Genomic DNA, 14,513 nt, shown 5'->3' with positions numbered 1-14,513 from the left:
CTTAATTTTAAATTTCATTGATTTCTTCTGAAAGATCATCAGCAATTCGCGGTTCTTCATAAACCAGCTCTACAAGATCAACACTCTTATTCTGCATTTTCAGAATTTTTACGTGATAATCATTTATCTTAAATTCCTGATTTTCTTCCGGAATATCTTCCAGTTCATGCAGAATAAATCCGGCAAGTGTATTGTATTCCCCGTCTTCTGAAAGCGGGAATTTCTTCGGCAAATGTTCATTAATCTCGTCTAGTGGCTGCGTCGCCTGAACCCAGAAAACATTTTCCCCTACTTTGTCTACAATTTTTTCCTCATCATCTTCCTCATCCTGAATTTCCCCAACGAGTTCTTCAAGAATATCTTCCAGAGTGATTATCCCTTCAGTACCTCCGAACTCATCAATAACAACCGCTAAATGCTGCTTCTTCTGCTGGAAAACTTTCAGTAAGTCGGAAATCTTTTTGCTTCCGACAACGAAAAAAGCTTCACGCATGAGTTCTTCTAAAACTACGTGATCAATTTCACCTTTTCTTTTGATGTATTCACGGATGATTTCCTTAGCATAAAAAATCCCGATAATATTGTCAATGGAACCGCTGTAAACCGGTATTCTGGAGTAACCTCCGTCCATAATTTTAGAAATGATTTCCTCCACCGGATCTTCGATATCAATAGACGAAATGTTCTGCCTCGGCACCATAATCTGCTTTGCAGAGTGATCAGTAAAATCAAAAGCATTTTTAATGATCTCGTAATTTTCTTCCTCGATTTCTCCTGAATCAGCCGACTGTTTCACCAAAAGCTGAAGCTCTTCTGTGGAGTGAATTTCGTGTTCGGAAGCAGGATGAATCTTCATCAAACGCAATACCCCGTTCGACATCTTATTCATCGTCCAGATGAAAGGTTTGAAAACCACATAAAATACTCTTAAAGGCATTGCAATGGCCATGGTCGTTGATTCCGATTTACGGATCGCGATTGATTTTGGAATTAATTCACCGAAAACGATATGCATTACCGTTATTAAAAGAAAACTCAAAACCAGAGAAATCGTTGTAATCGTTGCCTGATCGATGGCTACACTGAAGTAATGGAAAATATTTTCGATGACATGATGCATCGCACTTTCGCCGACCCACCCTAAGGCAAGAGAAGCGAGTGTGATACCGAGCTGTGTTGCTGAAAGATATTCATCAAGATGTTTGATGATGTGCTCTGCCTGCTTCGCCATGGAATTACCTTCGGCGGCTTTGAGCTGTATTTGAGAGTAACGAACTTTAACGATAGAGAATTCTGCGGCTACAAAAAAACCATTGAGTACAACTAAGAATAGCGCTAATAAAAGCTTGACGACGTCTGAGTCCATTTAAATTTTTAAAATATTTGATGCAAAGATATATAAAATTTAATAATTAAAAATTTCACATTTCACTAACGGTGACAGTTGGCTGCATTGGATATCATTAAAAAAGCACCGAAATTATTCGGTGCTTTTATCTATTTGAATACTGTTCCTTAAGAATTTTTCAGTGCTTCCGCTCCGGATACAATCTCCAGAATTTCATTGGTAATTGCTGCCTGACGCGCTTTGTTGTAGAAAATTTTCAGATCATTTCTCAATGCTTCAGCATTATCTGTTGCTTTGTGCATCGCCGTCATTCTTGCTCCGTGCTCTGATGCAATTGAATCAAGAATCGCTTTGTAAACCTGAGTTTTGATCGATTTAGGAATTAAAACATTAAGGATTTCAGCAGCGTTCGGTTCGAAAAGATAATCTGTATTGGCAGCACCTTCTTTTTCGGCCATTGCAATTGGTAAAACCTGTTCAGTCTGTACTTCCTGAGTTGCTGCATTAATAAATTTATTATAAATCACAAAAACCTTATCGAATTTTTCTTCTTTATAATCTTTCATCACGTGCTCCATAAAGTTGGAAACAACCTGAAAGCTCATCCCGTCAAAAATTGCACTTTGATTATCGTACACTTTTCTGGTTCTTCTTACTGCATCATATACTTTTTTACCAACAGAAAGGATTTCTACTTCGTGTTGAGTATTGCCAATAGTGCTGTTCAGTTCTTTGATTACCGAAGAGTTGAAAGCTCCTGCAAGACCTTTGTTTGAAGTAACTACAATATAAAGAACTTTTTTCACTTCTCTTTCTGCGGTGAAAGTTGAAACACCTTCAAGATCTGTTGTGGAACTTACGTTTTCGATAATTTCCTGCAGTTTTTCGGAGTAAGGTCTCAACATAACAATAGCATCGGTTGCTTTCTTCAGTTTCGCTGCCGAAACCATTTTCATCGCACTCGTGATTTGCATTGTAGAAGAGATTGAAGTAATTCTTCCGCGTATTTCCTTTAAGTTTGCCATTCTATGGATTGAAAATTTAAAATTCAATATTCAGAAGTTTTCATTCTGAATATTGAATATTGAATTAATTTTAGTTGTATTTAGAAGCCAGTTCTGTAGCAGCCTGCTTCAAAACTCCTGTAATGCTGTCATCAATTTTTCCTGCCTTGATAGCTGCCATAGTATCTGGGTGTTTTGATCTAAGGAATTCTACATACTCTTTCTGGAATTCTTTTACCTTTCTGATTGGGATATTTCTCAAAAGGTTTTCAGTACCTGCGTAAATCATTGCGACCTGAGAATCTACAGGAAGTGGTGAATTTACTGGCTGTTTCAAGATTTCTACGTTTCTTTCCCCCTTAGAAATTACTCCAAGAGTTGTAGCATCAAGGTCAGAACCGAATTTAGCAAATGCTTCCAATTCTTTGTACTGTGCCTGATCCAGTTTCAAAGTACCTGAAACTTTTTTCATTGATTTGATCTGAGCGTTACCTCCAACACGTGATACAGAAATACCTACGTTAATCGCCGGACGAACACCAGAGTTAAATAAATCAGATTCCAAGAAAATCTGTCCGTCAGTAATTGAAATTACGTTGGTCGGGATATACGCAGAAACGTCACCAGCCTGAGTTTCAATAATCGGAAGAGCTGTTAATGATCCGCCACCTTTAACGATTGGTCTTAAAGAATCCGGTAAATCGTTCATCTGAGATGCAATAGTATCATCAGCGATTACTTTTGCAGATCTTTCCAAAAGTCTGGAGTGAAGGTAGAAAACGTCACCTGGATAAGCCTCACGGCCCGGTGGTCTTCTCAACAATAGAGAAAGCTCACGGTAAGCAACAGCCTGTTTGGATAAATCATCATAAATGATCAAAGCCGGTCTACCAGTATCACGGAAATATTCTCCGATTGAAGCTCCCGCCATTGGCGCATAAACCTGCATTGGAGTTGGATCGGATGCGTTAGCTGTTACTACAACAGTATAAGCCATTGCTCCTTTATCTTCTAAAGTTTTAACGATTTGTGCAACGGTAGAAGCTTTTTGTCCTACTGCTACATAAATACAATATACAGGTTGCCCTGCCTCATAAAATTCTTTTTGGTTAAGAATAGTATCGATCGCTACAGTAGTTTTACCTGTCTGACGGTCACCGATAATAAGCTCTCTCTGTCCTCTTCCTACAGGAATCATGGAATCAATTGCAACAATACCGGTTTGAAGCGGCTCAGTTACCGGCTGACGGAAGATTACTCCCGGAGCTTTTCTTTCCAATGGCATTTCAAAAAGATCTCCAGTAATTGGTCCTTTACCGTCGATAGGGTTACCAAGAGTATCAACTACTCTGCCCAACATCCCTTCACCAACTTTAATTGACGAAATTCTTTTGGTTCTGTTTACCGTATCACCTTCTTTTACCAGTTTAGATTCACCAAGAAGTGCAACACCTACGTTATCTTCTGCAAGGTTCAAAACAATTCCTTCAATACCGCTTTCGAATTTTACCAATTCACCGTACTGAACATTTTCTAAACCGTATACCAAAGCGATACCATCACCGATGGTCAATACAGTTCCTACTTCTTCCACATTCGACTGTGTGTCGAAGTTGGCCAACTGCTGTTTAAGGATTGCAGATACTTCTGCCGGATTTATTTCTGCCATTTTATGGTTGTTTTTGTCTTAATTTAATTGAAATTCTTTTTTAAGCTTGCTCAGTTTTGATTTTACCGATTCATCTACCTGTTGGTCACCAACACGTAAGATATATCCTCCCAGAATATCAGCACTGATTACTGATTTCACATCAAACTGCTTATCATGATTCACCAGATTGGATGACTTCAGGATGCTGCTGATATTTTCAGAAGAAAGTTCTGTCGCAGAGGTTAAGGTAATTCGCTGAACGCCTTTCATATCCTCCACTTTGTTGATGAATTCCTGCGCAATGTTCTGCATCTGGTTTTCACGGCCGTGTTTGATGATGAGCTGAAGTAAGCTTTTGGTAACCGGCGAGAAATCCTTAAAAATTTCCAGCGCGATGCTTACTTTTTTCTTTACATCAATAATCGGAGAACCGAAAAAATTCTGAAGCTCTCTTGATTTCTCAATGGTTTTCACAATGTCGCCCATTTCACCGAAAACAGCATCGGTACTTCCCGACTCCTGAGTGAAATTAAGCAAACCCTGTGCGTATCTTTTTGCTACTTTACTTGTAAGCATTTTAGTTCAAGTTAGATTTGTTAAGAATATTTTCAACCAAAGCGTTTTGTGCGCCGTCGTTATCCAATTTCTGTTTCAAGATCGATTCTGCAATTGTTACAGACAATACACCGATTTGGTTTTTGATTTCAGACATTGCTGCAGATTTTTCCGCCTGGATAGACTGTCTTGCCTGTTCGATCATCTTATCACCTTCAGCTTTTGCGATGTCTTTCGCTTCACCAACAATTCTGTCTTTGATTTCTCTTGCTTCTTTCAAAATATTATCACGCTCTACTTTCGCTTCACGGATGATCACTTCATTTTCAGCTTTTAAGTTTTCAACTTCAAGTTTTGCTAGTTTCGCTTGGTTAAGGGAATCTACAATGGTTACTTCTCTTTCATTTACCGCCTCCATAATTGGTTTCCACGCAAATTTCCAGAGAACCAGAAGCAAAATCAAAAAGATGACGGACTGAATGATAAATAAACCGGATGAAAAATTTTCTAATAATCCCATATGAGTTATAATAAAATATTGTTATTATTTATTTTTAATTTTTTAAAATAATCACCTGCCGTAACCAACCGTTCCCGGCAAGTGATAAATTGTGTAGAAACTTCTTAGTTTACCGCGAATAATGCAGCAAAAGCAACTCCTTCTACAAGAGCTGCAGCGATCAACATCGCTGTTTGAAGTTTACCAGCTTGTTCTGGTTGTCTAGCCATACCTTCCAAAGCAGCAGCACCGATTTTACCGATACCAATACCTGTTCCGATTACTACTAAACCTGCTCCAATGATTTTTGGAATTTCCATAATATATAATTTTAAAAAATTAGTCTCTTTTATTTTGAATCCAATAAAAATGAATTCTTATTTTCTTTGCGAATTCGCCCAAAGCAAATCCCTATTAATGATGTGCCTCTTCGTGATGATGCTCCTCATTCGCCATTCCGAAATATACTGCAGAAAGCATCGTGAAGATATACGCCTGTAAAAATGCTACCAATACTTCCAATAGATATAAAACGAAGGTTAAGAAAGGGAAAGCAACTCCTGCAATTACATTCTGGAAGTAGTATATCAAAGCAATTAAGCTCATGATGATAATGTGACCTGCAGACATATTTGCAAAAAGACGTATTAACAGTGAGAAAGGCTTAATGAACAGTCCCACGATCTCGATAGGCATCATGACAATTTTCATTGGCCAAGGCAATCCCGGCATCCAGAAAATGTGCTGCCAGTAATTTTTGTTCGCGGTAAACTGAGTGATTAAAAATGTAACAACTGCCAAAGCAAAAGTGATTGCTAAATTCCCGGTAACATTAATACCGAAAGGCATCAAACCAAAAATATTAAGGAAAAGAATAAAGAAAAACACCGTTAAAAGATAACCCATGTATTTCTTGTATTTTGACCCAATGTTTGGTTTTGCGATCTCGTCTCTTACAAACAGAATAAGCGGTTCGAATATCTTCCCAACTCCCGTCGGAACCAATGAGTTTTTATAGCTTCTTGCCATTGAACCAAAGATCAGCAACATCAGTACACCGGTTACGAGAATCATCAAAACACTTTTCGTGATGGAAAGATCCAGTACTTTTTCGTTGGTTGCGTGGTGATGCTCATCCAGATTAATAGTTCCGGCAGCGTCAGTTTTATAGATTTTTTCGTGTGAAAGTTTGTAATAACCTCCTTTGCTTTCTACAGTAGCTTCACCGTGGTGAAATTCAGAGCTCATAAAAGCATGAAAGCCGTTAGCTTTGTCATAGAAAATTACGGGCAGAGGAAAACCAATGTGCTTTTCGGTACCGTCTGCATTTTTCGCCACCATGATATCGAAACTGTGCCCGTCCAACAAGTGGTGATCAATAAAATTCTTGTTCTCCGTCTTGATTTTATCAGCTTCAGAAACCGGTGCGGCAGCTTCAGTTCCATGTGCAGGAGCTGCTGTAACCGCTGTTCCGTTTGCAGGAGCCTCTACAGTTCCGTGCTGTGCGAACGATGTTGAAAATGTCGATAAAAAACCTATTACAAGTACTACTCTTTTCAGCATTGATATATCTTATTTTAAAGTTTTGCAAAAATAGAACAAATAATCATAATATAAAAATCAATTTTTACTGATTTTTTTCATCTTTTTCCTGTACCTCGGTATCTGTAGTTTGGATCAACTTTACCGAATACAGGGTTTCCAGAGCCAGCGAAATGAGATACGGGATAATGAAATGAATCTTATAATGAGGGACTTCGCTCAGATTAAGTTTTTTCATGATGAGAAACATAATCATCAGTTTAAACATTACCAAACCCATAAAAGCAAAACCGATGTAAGTGGGATATATCTTTTTGATGATTGAAAGAATCGTAATCACCATCGTGAACAGCAGCGTCAGAAAAAGGTAATATTTAATAAAAGTGGTTTCGAAACCTGTTTCCAGAACCTGCCAGAATGCGAAGTGGACAAAAAACATTAAAAAATATAGGACAATGTATAACGTATTGTTTTTTAATTTCATCTGCGGATATTTAATTTAAAAAAAGTAAAATTTTGAATTTAATTTTTGCTGCTGCCACTTTTCTTCTCGTCATCGTTCTGTACGTTTTTCAACTGATGCAGAAGATTATAAAAAGCGAGTCCCATCCCTAAAAACCCAATTCCGACGGTTAACAGATTGCTTTCAATCCCGAAATAGTCATTGAGTTTTTTGCCGCCCCAGAAAGCAAGTCCCATCGTGGCAAGCATCTGAAAAACGATGGCTGAATAAACGCCGTATTGCCGGAAACCGTTCTTTTCAAACTTTTTTTCGTCTTCCCTGCTGAATTCCTGTTCTGTTGGATTTTCGTCGGACATTTTGTTTCGTTTCTGCAAATCTAATGATTATAGCACAATAGAAAAATTTTGAATTTTAAATTTCATCAAATTTCTGTATTTTTGCCCATCTTAAATATAAAACAATGTTCAACAGTTTACAGGATAAGTTAGATAAAGCGCTTCACAATATCTCCGGGCGCGGAAAAATCACCGAGATTAATGTTGCGGAAACGGTAAAAGAAATCCGCCGTGCATTGGTGGATGCCGATGTTAACTATAAAGTTGCGAAAGATTTAACCAAGAGAGTTCAGGACACCGCTTTAGGACAGAATGTTTTGACAAGCCTGACGCCGGGACAGCTGATGACCAAAATTGTTCATGACGAACTGGTAGGTTTAATGGGCGGCACCCATGAAGGAATAAATCTTTCCGGAAAACCAAGCGTTATTCTTATTGCAGGACTTCAGGGTTCCGGTAAAACCACGTTCTCCGGAAAACTGGCGAACTATCTTAAACTGAAAAAAAATAAAAAACCATTATTGGTTGCCTGTGATGTTTACAGACCTGCAGCAATAGAACAGCTGAAAGTTTTGGGATCGCAGACCGGAATTCCTGTTTACACGGAGGAAGGCGCATTAAATCCTTCTTCAATTGCCGAAAACGCAGTGAAATTTGCGAAGGAGAACAATCATGATGTTGTGATAGTAGATACTGCAGGACGACTGGCAATTGATGAGCAGATGATGAACGAAATAAAATCTGTTCATTATTTTATTAAACCAAATGAAACGCTGTTCGTTGTAGATTCGATGACCGGACAGGATGCAGTGAACACTGCGAAAGCCTTTAATGAAGCCTTGAATTTTGACGGAGTTGTTCTTACCAAACTGGATGGTGATACCCGAGGTGGTGCGGCTTTAACGATCCGTTCAGTGGTTGAAAAACCGATTAAATTTATTTCAACAGGTGAAAAGATGGAAGCGCTGGACGTTTTCTATCCTGAAAGAATGGCTGACAGAATCCTTGGAATGGGTGATGTTGTTTCCCTCGTAGAAAGAGCTCAGGAACAGTTTGACGAAGAAGAAGCTAAAAAACTCCATAAAAAAATTGCCAAAAACGAATTTGGTTTTGATGATTTCTTAAAACAGATCAATCAGATTAAAAAGATGGGGAATATGAAAGATTTAATGGGAATGATTCCGGGAGTGGGCAAAGCTATTAAAGATGTAGATATTCAGGATGATGCATTCAAACATATTGAAGCAATCATTCACTCCATGACACCGGATGAAAGAAGAAGACCTTCGATTATCAATACCCAGAGAAAAAACAGAATTGCCAGAGGAGCCGGAAGAAAAATCGAAGACGTGAATGCTTTGATGAAACAGTTCGATCAGATGGGTAAAATGATGAAGATGATGCAGGGTCCACAGGGCAAACAGATGATGGAAATGATGAGCAAAGGAATGCCGAAAATGCCTGGCATGGGCGGTAATCTTTTTGGAAAATAAAAATACTTACCGAACATAAAAAAATAAAAATCCTGAGAATAATTCCTCAGGATTTTTTTTATGCTCTTTAAAAATTTTAAAACTTATAACCTAAACCTAAATTTAAATAATTTGCTTTAACAGAATATCCGCTTGGTGCATTTTTTAAATGGTCATTCAGCTGAAAAGAATATCTTGCTTCAACAAACAGTTTATCTGTAAATTCATAAGCTGTTCCTAAAGCCAAACCAAAATTCAGTGTATTATAATAATCAGGGATTGGATTCTCATCCAGATCGAAAGTAAACTGAGGGCCAAACTGAAGATTAAACTTCGGAGCTGCGTAATATTTAACCATTACAGGGATTTGTAATGCATTAGCATTATCAATTGAAGCAAAGTTCAGCGCCGGCTGAATTCTAAAATTATTTCCTGCAGCAATATCAGCAAAAAATCCTGCGTAAAAACCTGTACTGTTACTGGTTTCAGTACTCATAGGAGTTTTTGCTTTTGCAAAACCTGATAACATCCCGGCATTCACCCCAAATTTTGTCTGCGCGTTAACCGCTGCAAAAAGTGCTAAAGCACCTACTAAGAATAGTTTTTTCATAATTTAATTATTTGACCTACAAATATAAAATGCTTTTAACACATTTTAACATGACATTTGTCATAAAAAATCCCGCGTTTCTGCGGGATTGATTAAATTATTTAAAAAAGGTTTACTTACCGAATTTATAAGCTAAACCTACCTGGAATACATTGTTTTTTACAGAATCTCCCGTATTATCTTTTGCAATATCGGTAAAGCCTGCGACATATCTTGCTGTAAGACCAAAATTAGGAATGAAATAATATCCTGCACCCAATCCGATCCCAAAATCAAAGCTGTTGATCTCATCCTTTACATCCAGTGTAGCACCGCCGCCTTTCGCTTTAGCGCTCATTAAAAAACTGAATTCTGGCCCAGCCTCAAGATAGAACTGAGGAGTAGCATTGTACTGGAACATCACCGGAACAGAGAGATAATCCAGATTCAGGGTAGTACCGCCGCTTCCATCTTCTTTTGCTCCTTTACCATTATAAAGCAGCTCGGGCTGTATGCTGAAGCTCTCTCCTAATGGTGCATTCATAAACACTCCGGCATTAAGGCCAATTTTGGATTTAGCACCATCCGAGTTGGTTAAGCTGGAAACATTCATTCCGGCTTTTAACCCGAAAGTTTGCGCATTCGCTGCAGTAAAAAGTGCCAAGGCACCTACAAAAAATAATTTTTTCATGATTAATAATTTATTTGGTTAATCAAATATAAAATTTATTTTTCTGAAATTAACAACTTTTTAACGTTTTTTATTAAAATTTATTATAAAATACCAGCAAACAATTAATAATAATCGTCTAAAACACTGTGAAGTGTGTATTACTCATTATTCTTCGCGCTGCCTTTTTTCTTCGTTTCCATAAGCGTTGATGATTTTTCTTACCACCGGATGCCTCACCACATCTTCTTCCGTAAGATGCACAAAACCGATTTCTTTTACATCTTTCAGAATCCTCATCGCTTCTTTCAATCCGGATTTTTGTCGCATCGGCAGATCCACCTGACTAGGATCGCCGGTAATAATGAATTTGGCATTCATTCCCATTCTGGTGAGAAACATTTTCATTTGCGAATGAGTGGTATTCTGCGCTTCATCCAAAATCACAAAAGCCTCATCCAAAGTTCTTCCTCTCATAAAAGCCAAAGGCGCCACTTCAATTACTTTTTTCTCTATATAACCTTCCAGTTTTTCGTGAGGAATCATATCCCGAAGCGCATCATAAAGAGGCTGTAAATAAGGATCTAATTTTTCTTTTAAATCGCCAGGAAGAAAACCTAAACTCTCCCCAGCTTCCACTGCAGGTCTTGTTAAAATAATTCTTTTCACCTCTTTATCACGCATTGCCTTCACAGCCAATGCCACGCTTGTGTATGTTTTTCCCGTGCCCGCAGGTCCTATGGCGAAAACCATATCTTTTTTTTCACACTCTTTTACGAGTATTTTCAGATTGGTAGTTTTGGCTTTAATGATTTTGCCGTTAACTCCCTTTACGATGATATCCTGATCGAATACTAACTGTTTTTCGTTTTCGTCTTTTATATTAAGAAGATTTTCGAGATCCTTTAAGGTGATGGTATTATTTTCGGAGATAAAGTTTACAATATCATCCAGTTTGCTTTTCAGTACATTTAACGCTTCAGTGTTGCCCAACGCAAACACAAAATGGTCTCTTCCTGTAATTTTCAGTGTAGGAAAACTCGATTTCAGTAAATTAAAATGCTGGTTGTTTACACCGTAAAAAGTTTTGGCATCGATGCCTGTAATTTCATAATTAAGTTCAAACATATGCGATGTTTAGGATTAATATTTTTTCTAAAATTATCGAATTAATTTTAAATATCCGATTATTATTTTCCACATTGAAGGGTAAATATTTATTTTTAAGTTAAATTTGCGATTCTTTAAAATTCATCATGTCTGTTATTACATTCACTTCAGATTACGGTTTGGTAGATCACAGGGTTCCTTCTGTGAAAGGAAAAATCCTGAGCTTAAATGAAAATGTAAATATCATTGATATTTCTCACGAAATTCAGGCGTACAATCTCCTTCAGACTGCATATATCGTAAGAAACTCCTACTCTTCGTTCCCGAAGGGCACTGTTCATATTATTTCTGTAGACAGTTTTTATACCAAAGAGAGAAAATCTATTTTATATCAGGCGGACGGCCATTACTTTATCGCGGCAGACAACGGGGTTTTGAGTTTAATTTTTTATGACATCAAGCCCGAAGCTGTTTATGAAATCACCTTCAATAACAGGTTTGATGATGAAGTGAATTTTACTTCCACCGATATTTTCGCACCCGTAGCAGTTCATCTTAAAAACGGAGGTTTACCTGAAGTAATCGGCAGAAAGTTCAAAAATCCAAAACAGCTTTCTTTTCCAAGACCTGTGTTCAGCGAAAACGAGAAGATGATTATCGGCGAAATTATGTACATCGATAATTTCGGAAATGTAGTGTCGAATATCAGCAAAAAATTCTTTGACAAAAACGCGGTAGGTTTCGAGAGTTTCATTGTAAAATTCAGGAATTTAGCGCTTTCAAAAATTTACGGTCAGTACACTGAATTTGTAAACGACTGGGGAAATGAACATGAGTTTCATGGTAAATCAGCGGCCATTTTCAATGATGCCGGATTGCTTGAACTTACAATCTATAAAGGCAACAGCCAAAACGGAGCAAAAACCCTGTTCGGTCTGAAAGTGGGTGAAAATATTTACATCGAATTCCAGTAATTTATTTGAATAATAAAATAAAACAGCCGGCTCATCTGAACCGGCTGTTTATTATGTACAGAAAGTTTTCTATTTGATTACTTTCTTTGTTACAGTCTCTTTTGCGGTAGTGACGCTAATCACATAAGTTCCTTTTGGATATGCTGAAAGATCAAGTTTTTCTTCCGTTGCATTCAGCTTCACAGCGTTTTTTACAAGTTTTCCTGACGCATCCAATACCGAGTAGGAAAGGATTTTATCTTTCGAAGTAATCGAGAAAATATTTTTAACAGCAGTCTGAGAAATCTTCACCGAATTAGCCATTGAAGTTTCGCCTGTTGCTAAAGTAAGGCAATCGAAAGTAGAATTCCAGCCAGTTCCTGATACACCTCCATCAGATATAAATCTCACGGTTATCGCACCTGTTGAATGAGTGGACTGGAAAGGACCAGGAATCGTGTTGCCACTTAGCTGAGTTCCGTTGGTAAACCTTGGCGAACCTGTAGTTGGACCGTTATACACATTCATAAAATCGAAACCTGATTCTGTATCAAATTCGGTAAACGTAAGTTTTAATTTATCGCTTGAATTTGCCGGATAAAATGTTTTAGTAATAATCTGATTGTCGCCATAATTTGCGCTTGCGCCTCCAGGATCGGTAAACTGAATTCCACTGCACCAGTTCGCATCAGTAAGGATAAGTTGCTCGTAAGCATATGCCTGTGGACCTGAACATTCTGTTCCAACTGATACATTGTAATAGGTTCCTTCATTTAGATTTGTAAAATTCAGCACTTTAGAAGAGCTAACTCCTGAAACTACCACAGTACCGTCCATTTTAGCCAGTTTATACTTCCAGCTAGCAGCTGTATTGTCTATAATGGTTGCCGATGCGGAATTGTTAGTGACATTTGCAACAGTCATTCCGGTTATGGTCAGGGCACAGGATGTAACACAGTCGGTTCCCAAACATCCTTTTGAGTTCACTGTATTTCTGATCAAAGCTCCGGGTTGGGGGCCAAAACCATTTGCAAAATTAATTCCAACAGAAGAAACCAAGTGACAGTAGCTCATGATGGTTCCTCCACTTCCTGTAGGTAGCGGTCCGGCAGCACAAGTTCCATTTCCTGGGTTTCCGGATGCAGGTCCGCAGCCATCAATTCTTGTATTGTTTCCGTTCCAAGAGCAGTCGTGAGTATGGGGTGATCCCAAATTATGACCGATCTCGTGGGTCATCGCTTCAATATTCCATGAATAAGTTGGTACGTTAGCGTAAGCAAAATTCACTCCTGAGTAAGAGTATTTATAAGGGCCGCAAAGCGCGTTTACCCAGGCGATACTTGTTGTCGCAGGATTTCTCAACAGCTGAGCAACATCACCGTTAAATGAGGTACGGGTATTTCTGAACTGATTTAAAATTTCTGAAGGTGTTCCAGCATAAGGATCTGTTGTTGTCCATACCATAACCGCGCTTAAAGCAACTGTAATTCCATCGTTGGCATACAAGGTAGAAATATTATTGTGCATTGCGGTTACCCAGTTTGTTGTAGTGGTAACATTAGATCCGTTCTGAGTATACGGACCAAAACCTGCCTCATAATATATTCTGACACAGTTATCTGTCTTCTTTGCCGTCATTGTTTTAGGATCGTAAGAAGGTGCAGGCATTTTCTGGTTTTCAATGAGGTCTTCTGCTGAACATGAAAACGGGTTGTCTCCTTTCAGTTTCTGATCATTATATGAAACATAACTGTCAGCATTTTTTGTTTTACCTATTACAATATTACCAAGATCTTTGATTGAGGTAACTCCAACCACATCGTCATTAAAAAAACTAATGGCCACAAGAGACTCATTATCACCCTTTACAATTCCTTGGTAATAAACGCCTGGAGTGTAATTGATATACCCTTTATCGGTATTCAGTTTAAAATCCTGAGTGAAAAAATTGTTTTTTACAAGTTCTACCGTAATATTTTTTCCTTCAAACGGAAAATTCATTTCCAGCGCTTCGGGTCTTTCGGAATTAATTCGCTGAAGCTCCGTAGAATTTAATTTCATCACTGTGATATCCTCGGCAGCAGCCTTATAAAGCGCCTGCTTCTGTGCTGACGGATCTACAGTGAAGGGGCTGTATTTTACAAACGTTTTGTTAGCGGTATGCGAATTTTTTACTTTCTCAGCAATAGGTTTCAAATTCTGAGAAAAGCCAAAAGAGAAAAATACCAAACTGCAACACAATTGGAAAATTCTTTTCATAATTATCAATTTATAATTTGTTATGGTGCAAAAAAACTAAAAATAAATTGAAAATTCCCAAAA

15 protein-coding genes are annotated in these 14,513 nt (G+C 38.0%); 2 read left to right on the top strand and 13 right to left on the bottom strand.

Going from position 1 to position 14,513, the window contains the following annotated elements; translation table 11 throughout:
• Positions 1-7: 7 nt before the first annotated feature.
• From KSK37_RS01555 to KSK37_RS01515, 9 genes are all read right to left on the bottom strand, one after another.
• Complete coding sequence (locus KSK37_RS01555; RefSeq protein ID WP_088358217.1) at positions 8-1,366, bottom strand: hemolysin family protein; 1,359 nt, start codon at positions 1,364-1,366, stop codon at positions 8-10.
• A gap of 149 nt (positions 1,367-1,515) precedes the next feature.
• Complete coding sequence (gene atpG / locus KSK37_RS01550; RefSeq protein WP_088358218.1) at positions 1,516-2,373, bottom strand: ATP synthase F1 subunit gamma; 858 nt, start codon at positions 2,371-2,373, stop codon at positions 1,516-1,518.
• A 70-nt stretch (positions 2,374-2,443) separates the two neighbouring features.
• Positions 2,444-4,021: a F0F1 ATP synthase subunit alpha gene (gene atpA, locus KSK37_RS01545; protein ID WP_217199036.1), complete on the bottom strand. Its 1,578-nt coding sequence runs from the start codon at positions 4,019-4,021 to the stop codon at positions 2,444-2,446.
• A gap of 18 nt (positions 4,022-4,039) precedes the next feature.
• Positions 4,040-4,579 carry an ATP synthase F1 subunit delta gene (gene atpH / locus KSK37_RS01540; protein ID WP_217199035.1) on the bottom strand — a complete coding sequence of 180 codons (540 nt, stop codon included), beginning with the start codon at positions 4,577-4,579 and terminating at the stop codon, positions 4,040-4,042.
• A 1-nt stretch (position 4,580) separates the two neighbouring features.
• Positions 4,581-5,078: a F0F1 ATP synthase subunit B gene (atpF, locus tag KSK37_RS01535; RefSeq protein ID WP_217199034.1), complete on the bottom strand. Its 498-nt coding sequence runs from the start codon at positions 5,076-5,078 to the stop codon at positions 4,581-4,583.
• 104 nt (positions 5,079-5,182) lie between these two features.
• A complete protein-coding gene (gene atpE, locus KSK37_RS01530) occupies positions 5,183-5,377 on the bottom strand; it encodes an ATP synthase F0 subunit C (protein ID WP_088358222.1) in 195 nt (64 codons plus the stop codon).
• A gap of 94 nt (positions 5,378-5,471) precedes the next feature.
• A complete protein-coding gene (gene atpB / locus KSK37_RS01525) occupies positions 5,472-6,620 on the bottom strand; it encodes a F0F1 ATP synthase subunit A (protein WP_088358223.1) in 1,149 nt (382 codons plus the stop codon).
• Positions 6,621-6,684: 64 nt separating this feature from the next.
• A complete protein-coding gene (locus tag KSK37_RS01520) occupies positions 6,685-7,083 on the bottom strand; it encodes a hypothetical protein (protein ID WP_217199033.1) in 399 nt (132 codons plus the stop codon).
• A gap of 38 nt (positions 7,084-7,121) precedes the next feature.
• Positions 7,122-7,418, bottom strand: coding sequence for an AtpZ/AtpI family protein (locus KSK37_RS01515; RefSeq protein ID WP_217199030.1), 297 nt, complete (start codon positions 7,416-7,418; stop codon positions 7,122-7,124).
• 104 nt (positions 7,419-7,522) lie between these two features.
• Between KSK37_RS01515 and ffh the strand changes: the two genes are divergently transcribed.
• Positions 7,523-8,890, top strand: coding sequence for a signal recognition particle protein (ffh, locus tag KSK37_RS01510; RefSeq protein WP_088358226.1), 1,368 nt, complete (start codon positions 7,523-7,525; stop codon positions 8,888-8,890).
• A 76-nt stretch (positions 8,891-8,966) separates the two neighbouring features.
• On the opposite strand, the gene KSK37_RS01505 is transcribed toward ffh, so the two are convergent.
• From KSK37_RS01505 to KSK37_RS01495, 3 genes are all read right to left on the bottom strand, one after another.
• Positions 8,967-9,479, bottom strand: coding sequence for a porin family protein (locus KSK37_RS01505; RefSeq protein ID WP_088358227.1), 513 nt, complete (start codon positions 9,477-9,479; stop codon positions 8,967-8,969).
• 112 nt (positions 9,480-9,591) lie between these two features.
• Entirely contained in the window at positions 9,592-10,149 is a 558-nt protein-coding gene (locus KSK37_RS01500) for a porin family protein (RefSeq protein WP_088358228.1), read from the bottom strand.
• A 147-nt stretch (positions 10,150-10,296) separates the two neighbouring features.
• Entirely contained in the window at positions 10,297-11,256 is a 960-nt protein-coding gene (locus tag KSK37_RS01495) for a PhoH family protein (RefSeq protein ID WP_217199028.1), read from the bottom strand.
• Between the two features lie 128 nt (positions 11,257-11,384).
• Here KSK37_RS01495 and KSK37_RS01490 point away from each other — a divergent pair, with 128 nt between their 5' ends.
• Positions 11,385-12,212 (top strand): SAM hydrolase/SAM-dependent halogenase family protein, encoded by an 828-nt coding sequence (locus KSK37_RS01490; protein ID WP_217199026.1) that lies wholly within the window; start codon positions 11,385-11,387, stop codon positions 12,210-12,212.
• A 69-nt stretch (positions 12,213-12,281) separates the two neighbouring features.
• On the opposite strand, the gene KSK37_RS01485 is transcribed toward KSK37_RS01490, so the two are convergent.
• The gene (locus KSK37_RS01485) at positions 12,282-14,450 is read right to left on the bottom strand and encodes a M12 family metallo-peptidase (RefSeq protein ID WP_217199024.1); all 2,169 of its coding nucleotides are present in this window, start codon (positions 14,448-14,450) and stop codon (positions 12,282-12,284) included.
• Positions 14,451-14,513: the final 63 nt, after the last annotated feature.

Origin of the sequence: Kaistella soli, assembly GCF_019038595.1 — a bacterium.
Classification (GTDB): Bacteria; Bacteroidota; Bacteroidia; order Flavobacteriales; family Weeksellaceae; genus Kaistella; species Kaistella soli.
This window is presented reverse-complemented; position numbering and strand designations above follow the sequence as displayed.

What these genes read in the sequence shown, in the direction of transcription:
- KSK37_RS01500 (WP_088358228.1), bottom strand. Translation starts at nt 10,149, where the DNA reads ATGAAAAAATTATTTTTTGTAGGTGCCTTGGCACTTTTTACTGCAGCG.
- atpG (WP_088358218.1), bottom strand. Translation starts at nt 2,373, where the DNA reads ATGGCAAACTTAAAGGAAATACGCGGAAGAATTACTTCAATCTCTTCT.
- KSK37_RS01515 (WP_217199030.1), bottom strand. Translation starts at nt 7,418, where the DNA reads ATGTCCGACGAAAATCCAACAGAACAGGAATTCAGCAGGGAAGACGAA.
- atpF (WP_217199034.1), bottom strand. Translation starts at nt 5,078, where the DNA reads ATGGGATTATTAGAAAATTTTTCATCCGGTTTATTTATCATTCAGTCC.
- KSK37_RS01490 (WP_217199026.1), top strand. Translation starts at nt 11,385, where the DNA reads ATGTCTGTTATTACATTCACTTCAGATTACGGTTTGGTAGATCACAGG.
- KSK37_RS01555 (WP_088358217.1), bottom strand. Translation starts at nt 1,366, where the DNA reads ATGGACTCAGACGTCGTCAAGCTTTTATTAGCGCTATTCTTAGTTGTA.
- KSK37_RS01485 (WP_217199024.1), bottom strand. Translation starts at nt 14,450, where the DNA reads ATGAAAAGAATTTTCCAATTGTGTTGCAGTTTGGTATTTTTCTCTTTT.
- atpE (WP_088358222.1), bottom strand. Translation starts at nt 5,377, where the DNA reads ATGGAAATTCCAAAAATCATTGGAGCAGGTTTAGTAGTAATCGGAACA.
- atpB (WP_088358223.1), bottom strand. Translation starts at nt 6,620, where the DNA reads ATGCTGAAAAGAGTAGTACTTGTAATAGGTTTTTTATCGACATTTTCA.
- ffh (WP_088358226.1), top strand. Translation starts at nt 7,523, where the DNA reads ATGTTCAACAGTTTACAGGATAAGTTAGATAAAGCGCTTCACAATATC.
- KSK37_RS01505 (WP_088358227.1), bottom strand. Translation starts at nt 9,479, where the DNA reads ATGAAAAAACTATTCTTAGTAGGTGCTTTAGCACTTTTTGCAGCGGTT.
- atpA (WP_217199036.1), bottom strand. Translation starts at nt 4,021, where the DNA reads ATGGCAGAAATAAATCCGGCAGAAGTATCTGCAATCCTTAAACAGCAG.
- KSK37_RS01495 (WP_217199028.1), bottom strand. Translation starts at nt 11,256, where the DNA reads ATGTTTGAACTTAATTATGAAATTACAGGCATCGATGCCAAAACTTTT.
- atpH (WP_217199035.1), bottom strand. Translation starts at nt 4,579, where the DNA reads ATGCTTACAAGTAAAGTAGCAAAAAGATACGCACAGGGTTTGCTTAAT.
- KSK37_RS01520 (WP_217199033.1), bottom strand. Translation starts at nt 7,083, where the DNA reads ATGAAATTAAAAAACAATACGTTATACATTGTCCTATATTTTTTAATG.